Genomic DNA, 14538 nt, shown 5'->3' with positions numbered 1-14538 from the left:
AGGTGGCCTTGTCCGGTGAAGTTACCATCGCACTCGATGCGATGGGCGGCGATCAGGCTCCCAAGATGGTGGTCAAGGGTGCCGCCATCGCACTCAAGCGACATCCGGGCCTCCGGTTCCTGATGGTCGGTGACGAGCCGCGGCTGCGGGCGCTGATGAAGCGACGCAAAAAGCTGCTCGCCGCGACCGAATTCCTGCACACCGACGAAGTGGTTCCGGGCACCATGCGCCCCTCGGTCGCGCTCAGGCAGGGGCGCAAGTCGAGCATGGGCCTGGCCCTTCGGGCGGTGCGGGAAAACCGTGCCAGCGCTGCCGTCTCGGCCGGGAATACCGGTGCGCTGATGGCGATGGCGCGGATGATGCTCGGCATGCTCCCGGGCATCGATCGTCCGGCGATCGCGGCAACCATGCCGACATTGCGTGGCGAGAGCGTCGTGCTCGATCTCGGCGCGAATACCGAATGTGACGTGAGCAACCTCATCCAGTTTGCCGTGATGGGGGAGCTGTTTGCGCGCATCGTGCTGGGGTATCAGAACCCCTCGGTGGGCCTGCTCAACGTCGGTGAGGAAGAGGTCAAGGGTCTGGAGACCGTTCGAGAGGCGGCGGCGAGGCTTAAGGCAGCCGAGAGCATCCGCTTCCATGGCTTCGTCGAAGGTGACGATATCGCCAAGGGTACGGTCGACGTCGTCGTGACCGACGGATTTACCGGCAATATCGCGTTGAAGACGGCCGAGGGCACGGCAAAGCTCTACAGCCATTATCTCCGCTCCGCTTTCGGCCGCTCGTTGCTGGCCCGGATCGGGTATCTCTTTGCGCGGTCGAGTCTGAAGGCGATCCAGAAACAGACCGATCCGCGTCACCACAACGGCGCTATGTTCCTGGGCCTGGGCGGTATCGCGGTCAAGAGCCATGGCGGTACCGATGCCCTCGGTTTTGCCAATGCCATCGGTGTCGCCTATGACCTGGTGGCTCATGGTTTCAACGAACGTATCATCGGCGAATTCAAACGGATCGCGGTGGACCGGATCGACGGTGCGCCCGACCAGCAGAAGGCGGCAACGGCATGACGGTATTGCGCGCACGCGTGCTCGGCGTCGGCGGCTACCTGCCCGCCCGGGTGTTGACCAATGACGACCTGTCGAAAATGGTCGACACCTCCGACGAGTGGATCCGGGAGCGGACGGGCATCCGCGAGCGTCGCATCGCGGCGCCGGAGGAGCTGACCTCGACCCTGGGCCTGCATGCGGCGCGCGCAGCACTCGCCAATGCCGGCATCGGCGCCGATGAAGTTGACCTGATCGTGGTCGCGACCTCGACGCCGGACGAGACCTTTCCGGCGACCGCGACCAAGATCCAGGCCGGACTGGGCATCACCCGCGGGGCCGCTTTCGATGTCCAGGCCGTCTGCGCGGGTTTCATCTTCGCGCTGTCGACCGCCGACAACTTCCTGAAGGCCGGCCAGTTCCGTACCGCGCTGGTGATCGGTGCCGAGACCTTCTCGCGCATCCTGGACTGGAACGACCGCGGGACCTGCGTGCTGTTCGGCGACGGCGCAGGCGCAGTGGTGCTCCAGGCCGCGGAAGGCGAGGGCACGAGCGATGACCGCGGTGTGCTTTCCACTCATCTCTTCTCCGACGGCCGGCATCATGACGCACTCTATGTCGATGGCGGCGTGTCATCGACCCAGAGCGCCGGTCATCTGCGGATGGAAGGCAAGGAAGTCTTCCGTCATGCCGTCGTCAAGCTGGCCGACAGCGTCAACGAGGCACTGGAGGCAAACGGGCTGACGGCCGAGGCGATCGACTGGCTGGTGCCGCATCAGGCAAACGCCCGGATCATCATCGGTACCGCCCGGAAGATGGGCCTGCCGATGGAGAAGGTGGTGATGACCGTGGATCGCCACGGCAACACCTCTGCAGCCTCAATCCCGCTGGCGCTGAGCGAGGCGGTCGCAGACGGTCGTATTCTGCCTGGTCAGGTGGTGCTGGTCGAAGCGATCGGCGGCGGCTTGGCCTGGGGTTCGGCTCTGATCCGCTGGTGATGTCCCGGCGCATCCGCCGGTGGCAAACCTTTCACGCCTTTTCCGAAACGACGTAACTGCGTGTCGCAAGGCCTTGAAGCGCATGGCGTTTGACATTCTCGTCCGCCATGGCGCATAAACAGGGTGAAGCTGCGCGCGCAAGTATTTGAGGACAAGACTATGGCACGCACCGTCACTCGCGCGGATCTGGCCGAGGCGGTCTATCAGGAAGTCGGTCTGTCGCGGCATGAATCGGCCCAGCTGGTGGAGGCGGTGTTGTCCGTCGTCTCCGACAGCCTGGTCGAGGGCGACACCGTGAAGATTTCGTCCTTCGGCACCTTCGCGGTGCGCCAGAAGGGCGAGCGCGTGGGCCGCAATCCGAAGACCGGCGAGGAAGTGCCGATCCTTCCGCGGAAGGTGCTGGTGTTCCGTGCCTCGAATGTGCTCAAGGACCGGATCGGCAAGAGCCTGGCTGATGTCGCTGATCTGGACCTCGAGACAGAGGATGACGAGGCCGAAGCCTGAGCAAGGGCGATGCGGCCGGTGAGATGGAGGCGTTGACGAAATGACCGACACCACCGCCCATGATGGCGACCGGCGGCGCGGCGGCGGTAAGGCGCCCGGCGCATATCGCACCATCAGCGAGGTGGCGGAAGAGATCGACGTCCCCGCCCACGTCCTCCGTTTCTGGGAAGGCAAGTTTCCGCAGGTCAAGCCGTTGAAGCGGGCAGGCGGGCGCCGGTACTACCGGCCTGATGACGTCGTCCTGCTGCGCCGGATCCGTGATCTGCTCTACGCCGAAGGCTACACCATCAAGGGTGTGCAGAAGCTGCTTCGCGAAGGTGGTGCCAAGGCTGTTGCCGAACGGGTGGAAGCCGGCGCCGCCGGGGCGGCAGCGCAAGATCCCGATCTGCTCGACGCCCTGGCGCGTCAGGTTGAGGACGATGCCTTCGACGACGGCCAGGATGCCGATGATGACGTCGTCGAGGAAGACGAGGTCGATGCCGGCGGCGAGGACGATCTGGCTGACGAAGACGTGGCCTCCCCGGCTGCAGACGAGGAGGCGCTGGCCGGGGATCGCGCGCCATCCCAGGCGGAGGCAGAGGCCGTTGCAGCGGCCGAACGTGCGGAAAGCCGCCTCAGGGATCTGCTTTCGGCTGATGAACAGCGTCGTCTGGTCTTGCGCGAGGCGCTCGACCTGCTGAAGCAGGCGCGGGCGATCCTCGACGGATCCGATGCTCAGAGTGGCGACGCCGGCGACGGTGGTGACGAACTGACACCGGATGAGAGCTTCGCGCAGGACGTCTTCGTCGTCGAGCTTGCCGATGGCGAAGACGGTGTCGGTCGGGCAGCGGTAGCCGGAGATGCGGCGAACGAGGTTGATCTCGCAGGTGAAGAGCCGGCTGAAACTGCCGGTGCCGACGAGATTTCTGCCGGCGAGGCAGAGAAGACGACGCGGCAGGGGCAGGGCTGAACGGCCTTGATACAAATCCTGCTTCAGAAGGGTTGCGCGGGCCGATCCGGTTGGCTATAGTCCGCGCACTTCGCAAGGGGGAGGATGACGGAAACGGCATCGCGATCCCATGAAGAACGGTCGGAGCGTGGCGCAGCCTGGTTAGCGCACTAGTCTGGGGGACTAGGGGTCGGAGGTTCGAATCCTCTCGCTCCGACCAATTCTTCTCTTCGCGGCATCATCCCCGGATGCCGTAGCAGCAGCGAAGTCTGCAGCTTTCACGGCCGTACCATCCGTCGGATGGTACGGCCGTTCTCGTTTCCGCTGGTGGCAGCTCCGACTGGACCGGCCTGCATCGCCGCGTATTTTGAGCCCATCCGCACCCCGGCATTGTCGGCGGGGCGGTCGCTCTGCTTGAATGCCGTGCCGCGGACTGGCCCGCGAGGACGGCGGAGAAGAGGAGCGACGAGTGGCACAACCGGATCTGGATGCCGTGGTGGTGGGCGCAGGTGTCGTGGGGCTGGCCGTTGCCGAACGGCTTGCACGGGCAGGGCGTGCCGTGACGGTGCTGGAAGCTGGTCCGCGTTTCGGCGAAGGTTCCAGCAGCCGCAACTCCGAAGTCGTTCATGCCGGCCTGTACTATCCCGCGGGCAGCCTGAAGGCCGAATGCTGCGTCGAAGGCCGGGAGCGGCTGTCGTCATTTGCCGCTGAAACCGGAATCGGCTATCGGCGACTGGGCAAGTTGATCGTGGCTGCCACCGCCGAGGAGGCGCCGCGGCTTGAGGCCATCCTGGCGCGCGCCCACGCCAACGGTGCAACCGAGGTGGAGCCGATATCGGCGGTTCGGGCGCGAAAAATGGAACCGGCGCTTGCCGTTCATGCCGCCTTGTGGTCTCCGGCCTCCGCCATTATCGACAGCCATGAACTGATGGCGGTGCTGCTGGCCCGGCTGGAAGCGCAGGGCGGCATGCTTGTCACCCATACGCCGGTGGTGGCCGGCCGGGCGGATGCGCAGGGCATCACCATTGCGACCGGCGGCGCCGAGCCTGCGGAATTCACCTGTGAAATTCTGGTGAACGCTGCCGGTCTCGGCGCGGCGGCCCTGGCCCGCGCGATCGAAGGGCCGGGTATTCCCGCAGACCTGGTGGTTCCGGCGCGGTTTGCAAAAGGCAACTACTTCCGCCTTGATGGCGCCCGTGCACCTTTCAGCCATTTGATCTATCCCGTCCCGGAGGCGGGCGGGCTGGGCGTACACCTGACCCTCGATCTGGCGGGGCAGGCGCGGTTCGGCCCCGACGTCGAATGGGTGGATGATCCTGTGGCTCTGGCCGTCGATCCGGCGCGGGCGGACGGGTTTGCGCGCGCGATCCGCCATTGGTGGCCGGGCATGCCGGATGTCGCGCTGGTGCCGGACTATGCTGGCATCCGGCCCAAGATCGTCGGTCCGGGGGAGCCTGATGCGGATTTCCGCATCGACGGACCGGAGCGCCATGGCGTTGCCGGGCTGGTTCATCTGCTGGGAATCGAGAGCCCCGGGTTGACCTCTGCGTTGCCCCTCGCCGAACGGGTGGTCGCCCGGCTGGGCTTGAGGTGATGCGGCCTACGGCGGTCTTCCCTGTCCGGTCGACATCTGTTCTCCGGGGCGACGATCGGGTGCGGGCGATGATCGCCGAAAACAGTGGAGGCGGAGCATGGGTGAACTTCGGCATGTACTGCTCGTGGAGGACGAGCCCGATCTGCGCGAACTCGTTCGCCTGGCACTGTCGGCTGTCGGCCGGATGGAGGTTACGATCTGTGCCGACGGGCAGACGGCTCTCGAAACCTTCAATGCAGGCTGTCACGATCTCGTGCTTCTGGATGTGATGATGCCGGGAATGGATGGTCCGGAAACCCTTCGGCGGTTGCGGTTGTTGCCGGGGGGCGCGGCCGTGCCGGCAGTTTTTCTGACGGCGCGCACACGGACCGATCTGGATGGCGTCGACGGCGTTGCAGCGGCTGCCGTCATTGCAAAACCGTTCGATCCCTTGACTCTGGCCGCAGAACTGCAGGCAATTTATCAGGCTCTGCCACGCCGTGATAACCCGGGCGGGCCGCCGTCCGAACCGATCCCTACCGAACGGAGAAGCTGGTCGTGACCGACAGTCCCGAAACCGATGCCCCCGATGATGGTCGGGGCAGCAGGGCCGGTGGCGCCACGGATATTATCGCTGCTCTGACTGAGGAGTTCCGGCAGGGCCTGCCCGCGCGCATCGCGCGGATCCGTGAAGGCATCGCCGCCTGGCATGACCGGGGTGAAGCCACGGGTCTTGATGACGCCGAGAGGGCGGCGCATTCCCTGGCCGGCGCGGCGGGTAGTTTTGGCTTCCCCTGGGTTGGCGAAGCTGCGAGGCAGCTGGAACGGCTTCTGGAAGGTGCACAGGCGGGCGCACCGGGGGCTGCGGAGGTCAATCATGCGCTCTCGGTGCTTGCCCTGGCTGTCGATGGTGTGGCACCGCTCGACGCTCCCGAGCGGCCTCTGGTCGAGGAGGCCTGCGTTGCCGCACGCCCCATGGTGGCCTATGTCACCTGCGGAAGCCGCGAGGAAGCGCTGACGATCGGCCGGACGCTGGTCGAGGAACGTCTGGCCGCCTGCTGCAATCTGATCGCCGGCATGACCGCGATCTATCGCTGGGAGGGGAGCATCGAAACCGGCGAGGAAGTGGTGTTGATCGCGAAGACGACTGCCGATCGGCTTGAACTTCTGACCACCCGGGTGAACGCCCTGCACAGCTATGATCTGCCGTGTATATCTGCCTGGCCGATCGAGGGCGGGTCGGCAGGCTTTCTGGCCTGGATCGCGCGGGAATGCCATAGTTGAGCAGGAATGCGGGGGCCGAACGGCAGGTGCGTTGCGGGGTACTGGACCCGCCGGCATTGCGGGTGCTAGATCAATTATCCGGCCGCGCGGGGCTCCCCGACCCGCGGCGAGGCACGCGAGCGGAGCAGGCATGACCGGACGGCAGATCACTATCTGGGACTTCGGTGTAGAGACGGCGGAGCCGCCCCATGCGCCCGCAATGGCCGAAGCTTTCGAGGATCTGGCCGACTGGGCGCCTGTTTCCTGGCCTGAAGAGGCGAGAGCGGCGGGCGATCTGTTTCCCGAGGCGCCGCGGTTCCGGTTCCGGCTGGACGATGGGGCCATCGCTCAGGCCTTTCCGCAGGCCCTGCATCGCGAGCTGATCGCCAGTCCCGGCTTCCAACGGCTTCGCGACATCTCCTTTCTGGGGGTCATCGACCGGCTGTTTCATCCGAACGGCAAGCCCTCTTTCGTCAGACACAACCGCTACCATCATTCGCTGGGGGTGGCTCTGCTGGCGATCAGCTATTGCCGGCTGGCCGGGGTTCAACCCCGGGACCGCGACCTTCTGATTGCCGCCGCGCTGCTGCATGATGTCGGTCATGGGCCGCTGTCGCATACGCTGGAGCCGGTCTTTGCCGACCGGTTCGGCATCGATCATCACGCCGCGACCGCAGCGGTGATCCGGGGAGAGGTGCCCGTCGGCCGCGATGTTCGCGCCGCGCTCGACCGGCACGGAGTTGACCCTGACGAGGTTGTGGCGCTGATTGCCCGGCGGTCGAACCGGCCACATGCGCATCTGTTCTCCGGACCGATCAATATCGACACCATCGACGGCATTTGCCGGGCCAACACCTATCTGCACCGGGCGCCGGTCGATGCTCATCCGCTGATTTCAGTTCTGGCACTGGCCCGGGTCGACCGGGCGGGTGTGCGCCGCCTTGACGGCTTCTGGCGGCTGAAGGAACAGATCTATGACAGCTTCATTTATGGCGATGTCTGCCGCTCCGCGGACGCGCTGGTGCAGCGCCATGTCGATCAGACCATCGACCGCTACCGCGCCGAAGACTTCTTCCTGACCGAGCGGGCGCTGCTTGGTCGCGCCCGCGATCTCCAGGCGCTGATCTCGATCCTTGTGGGGCATATCCATGCCGATTTCCGCGCCGTCCGTGCTGCCGCTGCGGGTCGAAGGCGCACTGCCGCCGAGCCGGCGATGCCGGTGGAGATGGTGATGGGGCGCGAGCGGCGCTTCACGATCGAGCCCGACGTGGTGCTGGATTCGCCCGAAGCCTATGCCCGCCGCTACCGTGAGGTAAAGGCCCGCCGCAGGCGGCCGCTTTACGGTCTGTCCGCACTCGCCGCCATCGCGGCTGAAGGCGCGGGTGGGCGCCAGCCCGACCTTTTCGGCGTGGCCGCATGACCGCGCATGGGATGTCCGCCATCTCAGATTTTACGGCTCTTGAGCCCGATGCACCCCATCTGGTGCAATTGCGCCGGCGGACTGAGATACAACTCGGCCGCCTCTCCGAGGCCCTGCCTGCGGTATCGGTGCTGGACGAGGATGATCTCTTCAGGGCCGCAGAGCCGACCGGTGTGATTGAGCCTGGCCTGTCGGTGGTCGTCTGCGGCTCCTATGGCCGTGGCGAGGCCGGACCGCAGGCGGATCTGGACAGCTATGTGCTCTACGAGCCGGAGCATACCGCAGAGGCCAGGGCAAGGGTGCTGGCACGACGGGTCCACGGAGCCGCCAGGGCGGCGGGGATCCGTCAGCCGGCCGATGGTGGGGCATTCGAGAGTGCTCAGTCTACGGACGCACTGATCAATACCATCGGCGGTGTCGCAGACGTCAACCAGATCACCACCCGCCGCCTGCTGATGCTACTGGAGGGGCGGGCGCTTGCCGGCAATACGGTGTTCCGCCGGACCCTCGACGGGCTGATCGCCACCTATGTCCAGGATCACCATGGTCGCGACGATCCGGCCACTTTCCTGCTCAACGATGTGATCCGGTATTACCGCAGCATCTGCGTCGATTTCGAGATGAAGACCCGGGGGGCCGAGGCCAAGGGCTGGGGCCTGCGCAATGTGAAACTGGTCTTCTCACGCAAGCTGCTCTACGTGTCGGGCGTGGTGGCTGCGGCTGAAACCGCCGGTCTGGCGGTGGAAGAGAAGCGCCGCCTGCTCGGCGGCCTTCTGGGGCGGCCACCGATCGATCGTATGCTTGATGTCTGCGGCCCGGCGGCACTGGCGCCGGCACTTGGCCATTACGACCGCTTTCTTGCCGCCCTTGATGATCCCGCCAATCGTGCGGCGCTCGATGTGCCACCGGCCGAGGCGAGGGCGTTGCCGCTCTATCGCGATCTCAAGGAGGAGGCGGCCGGTTTCAGCCGAGAGCTGCTGACCTTGATCGAAAGCCGGTATCCGGCGGATCATCCGCTCCGCCTGCGGCTGGTGCTTTGAAACGTCAGAGCATGCGCGGGTCGAACAGGGCCGATCTGTCGACCCGCCGCCCGGAGATCATGAACACGCCATCACCCGTGTAATGCAGGGTGCGGGACGGTCGGGCCAGACGGGCAGCCGTAGCCCGGACGACCTCGAAGATGAAGAAGTTGTGGCTGGTGACCAGCCGGTCGTCCGAGATCCGGCATTCGAAGCTGGCAAAGCACTCGGCGATCGAAGGCGCTGCGACCTCGACGCCCGGCTCCGTGGTCAGGCCGAAGGTCTCGAATTTGTCGACATCCGCACCGCTTATGTTTCCGATACCGACCACGGTATCGATCAGGCTGGCCGGGGGCACGTTAATCACGCAGCTGCCGCTTTGTCGGATCAGCTCGAAGCTGTGATTCGCAGCCGAAATCATGCAGCCGACCAGAGATGGTGAAAATTCCATCACGGTCTGCCACCCCAGCGTCATCACGTTGCGGCTGGAGCCGTGTGCGGAGGTCACCAGGACCACCGGGCCCGGTTCCAGATGTCGCCGCACCAGGTCGAGCGGCATCTCAGGCTTGGTGAAGCGGCGGTGCCGGTTTACGGACATCCCCTGTCTCCTCGTGAAAAGCCGGCCTCGCCGTCGAACTCGTCTGCAAGCCGGTCTATCAGGCGCCGGACCGCCGGCACCAGACCGCGGCGGGACGGGAAAGCGGCATGGACGGCACCAGAAGGCGGGTGCCAGTCGGGCAGCAGGGCGACGAGCCGGCCGGCTTCCAGATCCGGCGCCACCAGATAATCCGGCAGAATGGTGGCGCCGATGCCGGCAAGGGCCATGTGATGCAGGGTCGGCAGGTCATCCACGGCAAGGCGCGGATGATGGGCCACTCGTACGACCTCACCGCCGGGCCCGGTGAGCTGCCAGTGGTGGGGCGGGCCGGCGTTGCTACCGGCATGGCCACGCGTGCCGGGGATGGTCTGTGCGACGGTCGGAAGCATCGGGATCTCTTCGGGGCGGGTGAAAGGCGGGCGACCGTCGAGCAGCTGTGGCGAAGCCACGACCACGCTTGCACTCTGCCCCAGGATCCGAACCACCAGATCGCTATCCTGAAGCGGCAGTGATCTGACCCTCAGCGCAAGATCGAAGCCTTCTTCGATGACATCGACCCGCCGCTGAGTTGCCTCCACTTCCACCCGCACGTCCGGATAATCCGCCATGAAGCGAGACAGAATTGGAGCGATCGCCGTAAACAGCAGCGGCAGGGGGCAGCTCATCCGGATCAGGCCGCGCGGTTCGGCCCGGCTGTGGTCGATCACCTCCTGTGCGGCCTCTGCGGCGGCGATCACCGCCTGGCAATGACGATGATAGGCGCGGCCGACCTCGGTGACGGTCCAGGCGCGGGTATTGCGCTGGATCAGCCGCACGCCGACACGTTCTTCCAGGACGGCCAGCCGCCGGCTGACGGTGGATTTGGGCAGGCCCAGCGCCCTGGCCGCAGCCGCGACGCCGCCATGCTCGACGATGCGGGCGAAGATCATCAGGTCGTTCAGGTCCTGCATCAGCCACCTCGTCGGATCGTTCCATCAGTGGAACGTATTATCCAGAATTTGCCATCTGGCACCAGACGCGTTCCATCGGCAGGTATAGGGGGAGTTTTCCATCCCTCTGCATCACCCCTAGGACGCCTGTCATGAAGCTGCTCCAGATCCAGTCCAGTGCCACGGAAGGCGAGTCTGTCAGCCGCCAGCTGGTAGAGGCCATCACCACCGCCATCGCCGAGGTCGTGCCGGGCCTTGAGGTCATCACCCGCGATCTGGCCGCGCATGAGCTGCCGCATCTGTCGGCCGAGCGCATGCCGGTGGTCCGCGCCGGCAAGACCGAGGATCTGACGCCGCTCCAACAGGATGAGCTGGCGCTGGCCGAGGCGGTGCTCGACGAGTTCCTGTCGGCCGACGTCGTAGTGGTCGGCGCGCCGATGTACAATTTCTCGGTGCCGAGCCAGCTCAAGGCCTGGATCGATCGCCTGGCCCGCGCTGGCCGCACCTTCCGCTACGGCCCGAATGGTGCCGAAGGCCTGGCCGGTGGTCGAAAGGTGATCGTGGTGTCGAGCCGTGGTGGTGTCTATTCGTCCAACCCGGCCATGGCCGCCTTCGACCATCAGGAGAGCTGGCTGAAGGCCGTGTTTGCCTTCATCGGCATCACCGATGTCGAAATCGTCCGTGCCGAGGGCATTGGCATGGGGCCGGATGCCCGTGCCAATGCGATCGCCGCTGCCGAGGCTGAGATCGCCCGTCTGGTGCCGCAGGCGGTTGCCGCCTGACGACCGCCATCCCGCGCGTCAGCTGCCCGGTATCCAGCAGCGCCACGACCCGTCGCGGGCGCGCTGGAACACCAGCGGTACCGCATTCTGCGCCTTCTCGACCGGCATCGGCGCGCCCAGCAGTTTCGACAGGGCGAGCGAGGTGCCGGAATGGGCCACGATCAGGGGGCGGCGCGGGTTGCCCATCATGCGCAACGCACCCGCCAGAGCATGCGCCGTGCGGTCCAGGAACGCCGCCCAGGGTTCACCCCCGGGCGGCGTGTCTTCGTAAGGGGGGCGGTCGCCGAGCGGGGCCCCTTCGTACATACCCCAATTCCGTTCACGCAGCCCCGGGACCAGTTGCACGAGATCGGTCATGCCCAGCCCTTCGGCGATGATCGCCGCGGTGCTTCGTGCCCGTTGCATGGGGCTGGCGGCGATGGCGTCAGGGGCAAGGGCGCGAACCGGTTCGATCGCAGCCCAGGCCTCGTTTCGGCCGGTCTCATCAAGCGGAATGTCGCTCTGGCCGGCGACGCGGCCTTCGGCGTTGAAGGCGGTGCGGCCATGGCGCAGGAAGATCAGCCGGTCGACGGATGCAAGAGCGGGCAGGGCGGGCCCGGCCCCCGGAAAGCTGGACGATGCCATGAACGGGACGGAAGCCTTGATGTGAGAACGAGCGTCAGAGGCGGGCAAAGGCCTGGTCGAGATCGGCGATCAGGTCGTCGACCGTCTCGATGCCGATCGAAATCCGGATGACATCGTCACCCGCCCCACTCCTCGTCCGGTCCTCGGGCGACAACTGGCGATGGGTGGTCGAGGCCGGGTGCAGGATCAGCGAACGGGTGTCGCCGACATTGGCGAGATGGCTGAACAGCTCCACGCTTTCCACCAGCCGGATGCCGGCCTCATAACCGCCCTTCAGGCCGAAGGTGAAGACCGGCGCCACACCGCGCGGCATCTGCCGGCGACCAAGATCGTATTGCGGGCTCGACGGCAGACCGGCATAGGAGACCCAGGCGACCTTCGGGTGGGCTTCCAGCCATTCGGCGACTGCCTTTGCGTTGGCGACATGGCGGTCCATGCGCAGCGGCAGGGTCTCGATGCCCGTCATGATCATGAAGGCGTTGAAGGGCGAGAGTGTCGGGCCGAAATCGCGCAGCGCCACGGCGTGGGCATGGACGGTGAATGCGAAATCTCCGAAGGTCTCTTCGAACCGCAGGCCGTGATAGCCGGGATTGGGCTCCGACAGCGACGGGAATTTACCGGATGCCTTCCAGTCGAAACGGCCGCTTTCCACGATCGCCCCGCCCAGCGAATTGCCGTGGCCACCGAGGAACTTGGTCAGGGAATGGGTGACGAGGTCGGCGCCCAGCTCGAATGGCCGGCAGAGATAGGGGCTCGGGATGGTGTTGTCGACGATCAGCGGCAGACCGTGGGCATGGGCGACATCGGCGAGTGCCGCAATGTCGGTCAGCACGCCCGAGGGGTTGGACTGGCTTTCGACGAACACGGCCTTGGTGCGCGGCCCGATCGCCCTGGTGACCTCTTCGGGGTCGCGGGCGTCGACGAAGCTGCAGCCCCAGCCGAAGCGCTTGAAGCTCTGGCTGAACTGGGTGTAGGAGCCGCCATAGAGGAAGCGTGAAGCAACCAGATCGTCGCCGGCCTCCATCAGGCTGGCCAGCGCCAGAAACTGCGCGGCATGGCCGCTGGCGCAGGCGGTGGCACCCCGGCCGCCTTCCAGCGCCGCCACCCGTTCCTCCAGCGCCGAAACGCTGGGATTGCCCAGGCGTGAATAGATGTTGCCGAAGGTCTGGAGGTTGAACAGAGAAGCTGCGTGGTCGACGCTGTCGAACACGAAGGACGATGTCTGGTAGATCGGCGTCACCCGCGCGCCGGTATGGGGCTCAGGCCGGTTGCCGGCATGGACGGCGAGGGTGGAGAAGCCGAAGCCGGCGGCGCCGCTTGCGGCATCGGGCTTCGTCGTCTGATCGGTCATCGGGGCGGTCCCATGCGCTTGGCGCTGATCACGCCAGTGTTCACGCCGCTCCAGCCCAGCTCCCCGGACAGGCGGCCGTATTCGATCTTCGGGCAGCGGTTCATCACCACGTTCAGCCCGGCCGCTTCGGCGCGGGCGGCTGCCGCGTCGTTGCGCACGCCCAGCTGCATCCACACCGTCTTGGCGCCGATGCGGATGGCATCGTCGGTGATCGGCCCTGCGGCTTCGGAATTGCGGAAGATGTCGACCATGTCGGGGACCACCGGCAGCTCGTCCAGCGTGGCATAGACGGGTTCACCCAGAATGGTCTGGCCGGCGGCGACGGGGTTGACCGGGATCACCCGATAGCCCTTTTCCTGCAGATATTTCATGGCGAAATAGCTTGGCCGGTTCCAGTTCGGGCTGGCGCCGACCATGGCGATGACGCGGGTGTTGCGCAGGATGTCGCGGATATAGGCATCCGGATAGCGGTCATGGACGACCGCACGGGTCCCGGTCATCGGATCAGCACCCCTGCCAGACGGGCTGGCGCTTGTTGATGAAGGCGTCGATGCCTTCTTCGGCATCGCGGGCCATCATGTTTTCGGTCATCACCCGCGAGGCATAGGCATAGGCGTCGTCAAGCGGCATCTCGACCTGCACATAGAAGGCCTCCTTGCCGATCTTGAGCGTCAGCGGCGATTTGGACGCGATGATCCGCGCCATGCCCATCACCGTGTCCGACAGCTCTTCAGGGGCGACGACGCGGTTGACCAGGCCGAAGCGGTACGCCGTCTCGGCATCGGCCATCTGGCCCAGCAGCAGCATCTCCATCGCGTGCTTGCGGCCGACCGCGCGCGAGAGCGCCACCATCGGCGTCGAGCAGAACAGGCCGAGATTGACCCCGGGGGTCGCGAAGCGGGCGGTGGTGGCGGCAACCGCCAGGTCGCAGCTCGCCACCAGCTGGCAGCCTGCCGCCGTGGCGATGCCCGACACTTCGGCGATCACCGGCTTGGGCAGGCGCACGATCCGGGTCATCATCCGGCTGCACTGGGCGAAGAGCGCTTCGTAAGAGGCGCGATCCGGTGAGGCGCGCATTTCCTTCAGGTCGTGGCCGGCGCAGAAGGCCGGGCCTTGCGCACGCAGCACAACCACCCGTGCCGCAGGATCGGCGGCAATCTGTTCCAGCGCGGTCTCGATCGCGGTCATCATGCCGAGCGACAGCGCGTTGCGCTGCGCCGAGCGGGTGAGGGTGAGCACGGCGACGCCGTCGGCATCCACGTCCAGCCGGATGGGGGCTGCCTCGGCGGTTCTGGCTGGCGACTGGTCGGTCATGGCGCGTTCTCCCTCCTTTTGCTCACCTGTATCTGCGGGCGTCGTGCTGCGCGCGCTTGCGGGAATGTACTATGGATCCGCGCGCATCATAACGCCGGCCGGTGCCACCGTCCAAGCCTCGCCGGACCCCATGATCTGCGATAAACGGCCTCAAAGCCCCGGTTCTCCTGGCTCAGGGTGTGTGGTATTATA

At 66.0% G+C, this 14538-nt stretch carries 15 protein-coding genes, 1 tRNA gene and 1 pseudogene; 11 read left to right on the top strand and 6 right to left on the bottom strand.

The features are described from left to right. The first annotated feature begins 8 nt into the window (after nt 1–8). From plsX to P7L68_RS16825, 10 genes and pseudogenes are all read left to right on the top strand, one after another. Nucleotides 9–1067 (top strand): phosphate acyltransferase PlsX, encoded by a 1059-nt coding sequence (plsX, locus tag P7L68_RS16870; protein WP_372006773.1) that lies wholly within the window; start codon nt 9–11, stop codon nt 1065–1067. Beyond that, a complete protein-coding gene (locus P7L68_RS16865; protein WP_372006772.1) occupies nt 1064–2041 on the top strand; it encodes a beta-ketoacyl-ACP synthase III in 978 nt (325 codons plus the stop codon). The genes plsX and P7L68_RS16865 overlap by 4 nt, the downstream gene beginning before the upstream one ends. Before the next feature lie 159 nt (nt 2042–2200). Next, a complete protein-coding gene (locus tag P7L68_RS16860) occupies nt 2201–2545 on the top strand; it encodes an integration host factor subunit alpha (protein ID WP_372006865.1) in 345 nt (114 codons plus the stop codon). A 40-nt stretch (nt 2546–2585) separates the two neighbouring features. Next, a pseudogene (locus P7L68_RS16855) lies at nt 2586–2880 on the top strand (MerR family transcriptional regulator); the annotation flags it as partial. 735 nt (nt 2881–3615) lie between these two features. Beyond that, nucleotides 3616–3693, top strand: a tRNA-Pro gene (locus tag P7L68_RS16850). Between the two features lie 249 nt (nt 3694–3942). Then, nucleotides 3943–5067 (top strand): NAD(P)/FAD-dependent oxidoreductase, encoded by a 1125-nt coding sequence (locus P7L68_RS16845; RefSeq protein ID WP_372006771.1) that lies wholly within the window; start codon nt 3943–3945, stop codon nt 5065–5067. Nucleotides 5068–5164: 97 nt separating this feature from the next. Further along, entirely contained in the window at nt 5165–5608 is a 444-nt protein-coding gene (locus tag P7L68_RS16840) for a response regulator (protein ID WP_372006770.1), read from the top strand. Further along, nucleotides 5605–6330 carry a divalent cation tolerance protein CutA gene (cutA, locus tag P7L68_RS16835; RefSeq protein ID WP_372006769.1) on the top strand — a complete coding sequence of 242 codons (726 nt, stop codon included), beginning with the start codon at nt 5605–5607 and terminating at the stop codon, nt 6328–6330. The genes P7L68_RS16840 and cutA overlap by 4 nt, the downstream gene beginning before the upstream one ends. A gap of 130 nt (nt 6331–6460) precedes the next feature. Further along, nucleotides 6461–7729 carry an HD domain-containing protein gene (locus tag P7L68_RS16830; RefSeq protein WP_372006768.1) on the top strand — a complete coding sequence of 423 codons (1269 nt, stop codon included), beginning with the start codon at nt 6461–6463 and terminating at the stop codon, nt 7727–7729. 11 nt (nt 7730–7740) lie between these two features. Continuing rightward, entirely contained in the window at nt 7741–8769 is a 1029-nt protein-coding gene (locus tag P7L68_RS16825) for a nucleotidyltransferase domain-containing protein (RefSeq protein ID WP_372006767.1), read from the top strand. A gap of 4 nt (nt 8770–8773) precedes the next feature. Here the strand turns inward: P7L68_RS16825 and P7L68_RS16820 are convergent, their stop codons facing one another. Next, nucleotides 8774–9346: a flavin reductase family protein gene (locus tag P7L68_RS16820; protein WP_372006766.1), complete on the bottom strand. Its 573-nt coding sequence runs from the start codon at nt 9344–9346 to the stop codon at nt 8774–8776. Then, complete coding sequence (locus P7L68_RS16815) at nt 9337–10296, bottom strand: LysR substrate-binding domain-containing protein (RefSeq protein WP_372006765.1); 960 nt, start codon at nt 10294–10296, stop codon at nt 9337–9339. Before P7L68_RS16815 ends, P7L68_RS16820 begins: the two co-directional genes overlap by 10 nt. Before the next feature lie 131 nt (nt 10297–10427). Between P7L68_RS16815 and P7L68_RS16810 the strand changes: the two genes are divergently transcribed. After that, nucleotides 10428–11057, top strand: a complete 630-nt coding sequence (locus tag P7L68_RS16810; RefSeq protein ID WP_372006764.1) for an FMN-dependent NADH-azoreductase — start codon at nt 10428–10430, stop codon at nt 11055–11057. A gap of 18 nt (nt 11058–11075) precedes the next feature. Here P7L68_RS16810 and P7L68_RS16805 read toward each other — a convergent pair whose 3' ends face one another. Genes P7L68_RS16805 through P7L68_RS16790 form a run of 4 tightly spaced genes read right to left on the bottom strand, consistent with a single transcriptional unit; the run spans nt 11076 to nt 14346 of the window. After that, nucleotides 11076–11681, bottom strand: a complete 606-nt coding sequence (locus P7L68_RS16805) for a histidine phosphatase family protein (RefSeq protein ID WP_372006763.1) — start codon at nt 11679–11681, stop codon at nt 11076–11078. A gap of 34 nt (nt 11682–11715) precedes the next feature. Beyond that, entirely contained in the window at nt 11716–13032 is a 1317-nt protein-coding gene (locus tag P7L68_RS16800) for an O-acetylhomoserine aminocarboxypropyltransferase (RefSeq protein WP_372006762.1), read from the bottom strand. Beyond that, nucleotides 13029–13532 (bottom strand): CoA-binding protein, encoded by a 504-nt coding sequence (locus P7L68_RS16795; protein WP_296709664.1) that lies wholly within the window; start codon nt 13530–13532, stop codon nt 13029–13031. Before P7L68_RS16795 ends, P7L68_RS16800 begins: the two co-directional genes overlap by 4 nt. A 4-nt stretch (nt 13533–13536) precedes the next feature. Then, nucleotides 13537–14346 carry an enoyl-CoA hydratase gene (locus P7L68_RS16790; RefSeq protein ID WP_372006761.1) on the bottom strand — a complete coding sequence of 270 codons (810 nt, stop codon included), beginning with the start codon at nt 14344–14346 and terminating at the stop codon, nt 13537–13539. Between the last annotated feature and the right edge of the window lie 192 nt (nt 14347–14538).

Source organism: Tistrella mobilis (assembly GCF_041468085.1).
Taxonomy (GTDB): Bacteria; Pseudomonadota; Alphaproteobacteria; order Tistrellales; family Tistrellaceae; genus Tistrella; species Tistrella mobilis_A.
This window is presented reverse-complemented; position numbering and strand designations above follow the sequence as displayed.

What these genes read in the sequence shown, in the direction of transcription:
- P7L68_RS16865 (WP_372006772.1), top strand. Translation starts at nt 1,064, where the DNA reads ATGACGGTATTGCGCGCACGCGTGCTCGGCGTCGGCGGCTACCTGCCC.
- P7L68_RS16860 (WP_372006865.1), top strand. Translation starts at nt 2,201, where the DNA reads ATGGCACGCACCGTCACTCGCGCGGATCTGGCCGAGGCGGTCTATCAG.
- P7L68_RS16840 (WP_372006770.1), top strand. Translation starts at nt 5,165, where the DNA reads ATGGGTGAACTTCGGCATGTACTGCTCGTGGAGGACGAGCCCGATCTG.
- P7L68_RS16830 (WP_372006768.1), top strand. Translation starts at nt 6,461, where the DNA reads ATGACCGGACGGCAGATCACTATCTGGGACTTCGGTGTAGAGACGGCG.
- P7L68_RS16825 (WP_372006767.1), top strand. Translation starts at nt 7,741, where the DNA reads ATGTCCGCCATCTCAGATTTTACGGCTCTTGAGCCCGATGCACCCCAT.
- P7L68_RS16820 (WP_372006766.1), bottom strand. Translation starts at nt 9,346, where the DNA reads ATGTCCGTAAACCGGCACCGCCGCTTCACCAAGCCTGAGATGCCGCTC.
- P7L68_RS16815 (WP_372006765.1), bottom strand. Translation starts at nt 10,296, where the DNA reads ATGCAGGACCTGAACGACCTGATGATCTTCGCCCGCATCGTCGAGCAT.
- P7L68_RS16810 (WP_372006764.1), top strand. Translation starts at nt 10,428, where the DNA reads ATGAAGCTGCTCCAGATCCAGTCCAGTGCCACGGAAGGCGAGTCTGTC.
- P7L68_RS16805 (WP_372006763.1), bottom strand. Translation starts at nt 11,681, where the DNA reads ATGGCATCGTCCAGCTTTCCGGGGGCCGGGCCCGCCCTGCCCGCTCTT.
- P7L68_RS16800 (WP_372006762.1), bottom strand. Translation starts at nt 13,032, where the DNA reads ATGACCGATCAGACGACGAAGCCCGATGCCGCAAGCGGCGCCGCCGGC.
- P7L68_RS16795 (WP_296709664.1), bottom strand. Translation starts at nt 13,532, where the DNA reads ATGACCGGGACCCGTGCGGTCGTCCATGACCGCTATCCGGATGCCTAT.
- P7L68_RS16790 (WP_372006761.1), bottom strand. Translation starts at nt 14,346, where the DNA reads ATGACCGACCAGTCGCCAGCCAGAACCGCCGAGGCAGCCCCCATCCGG.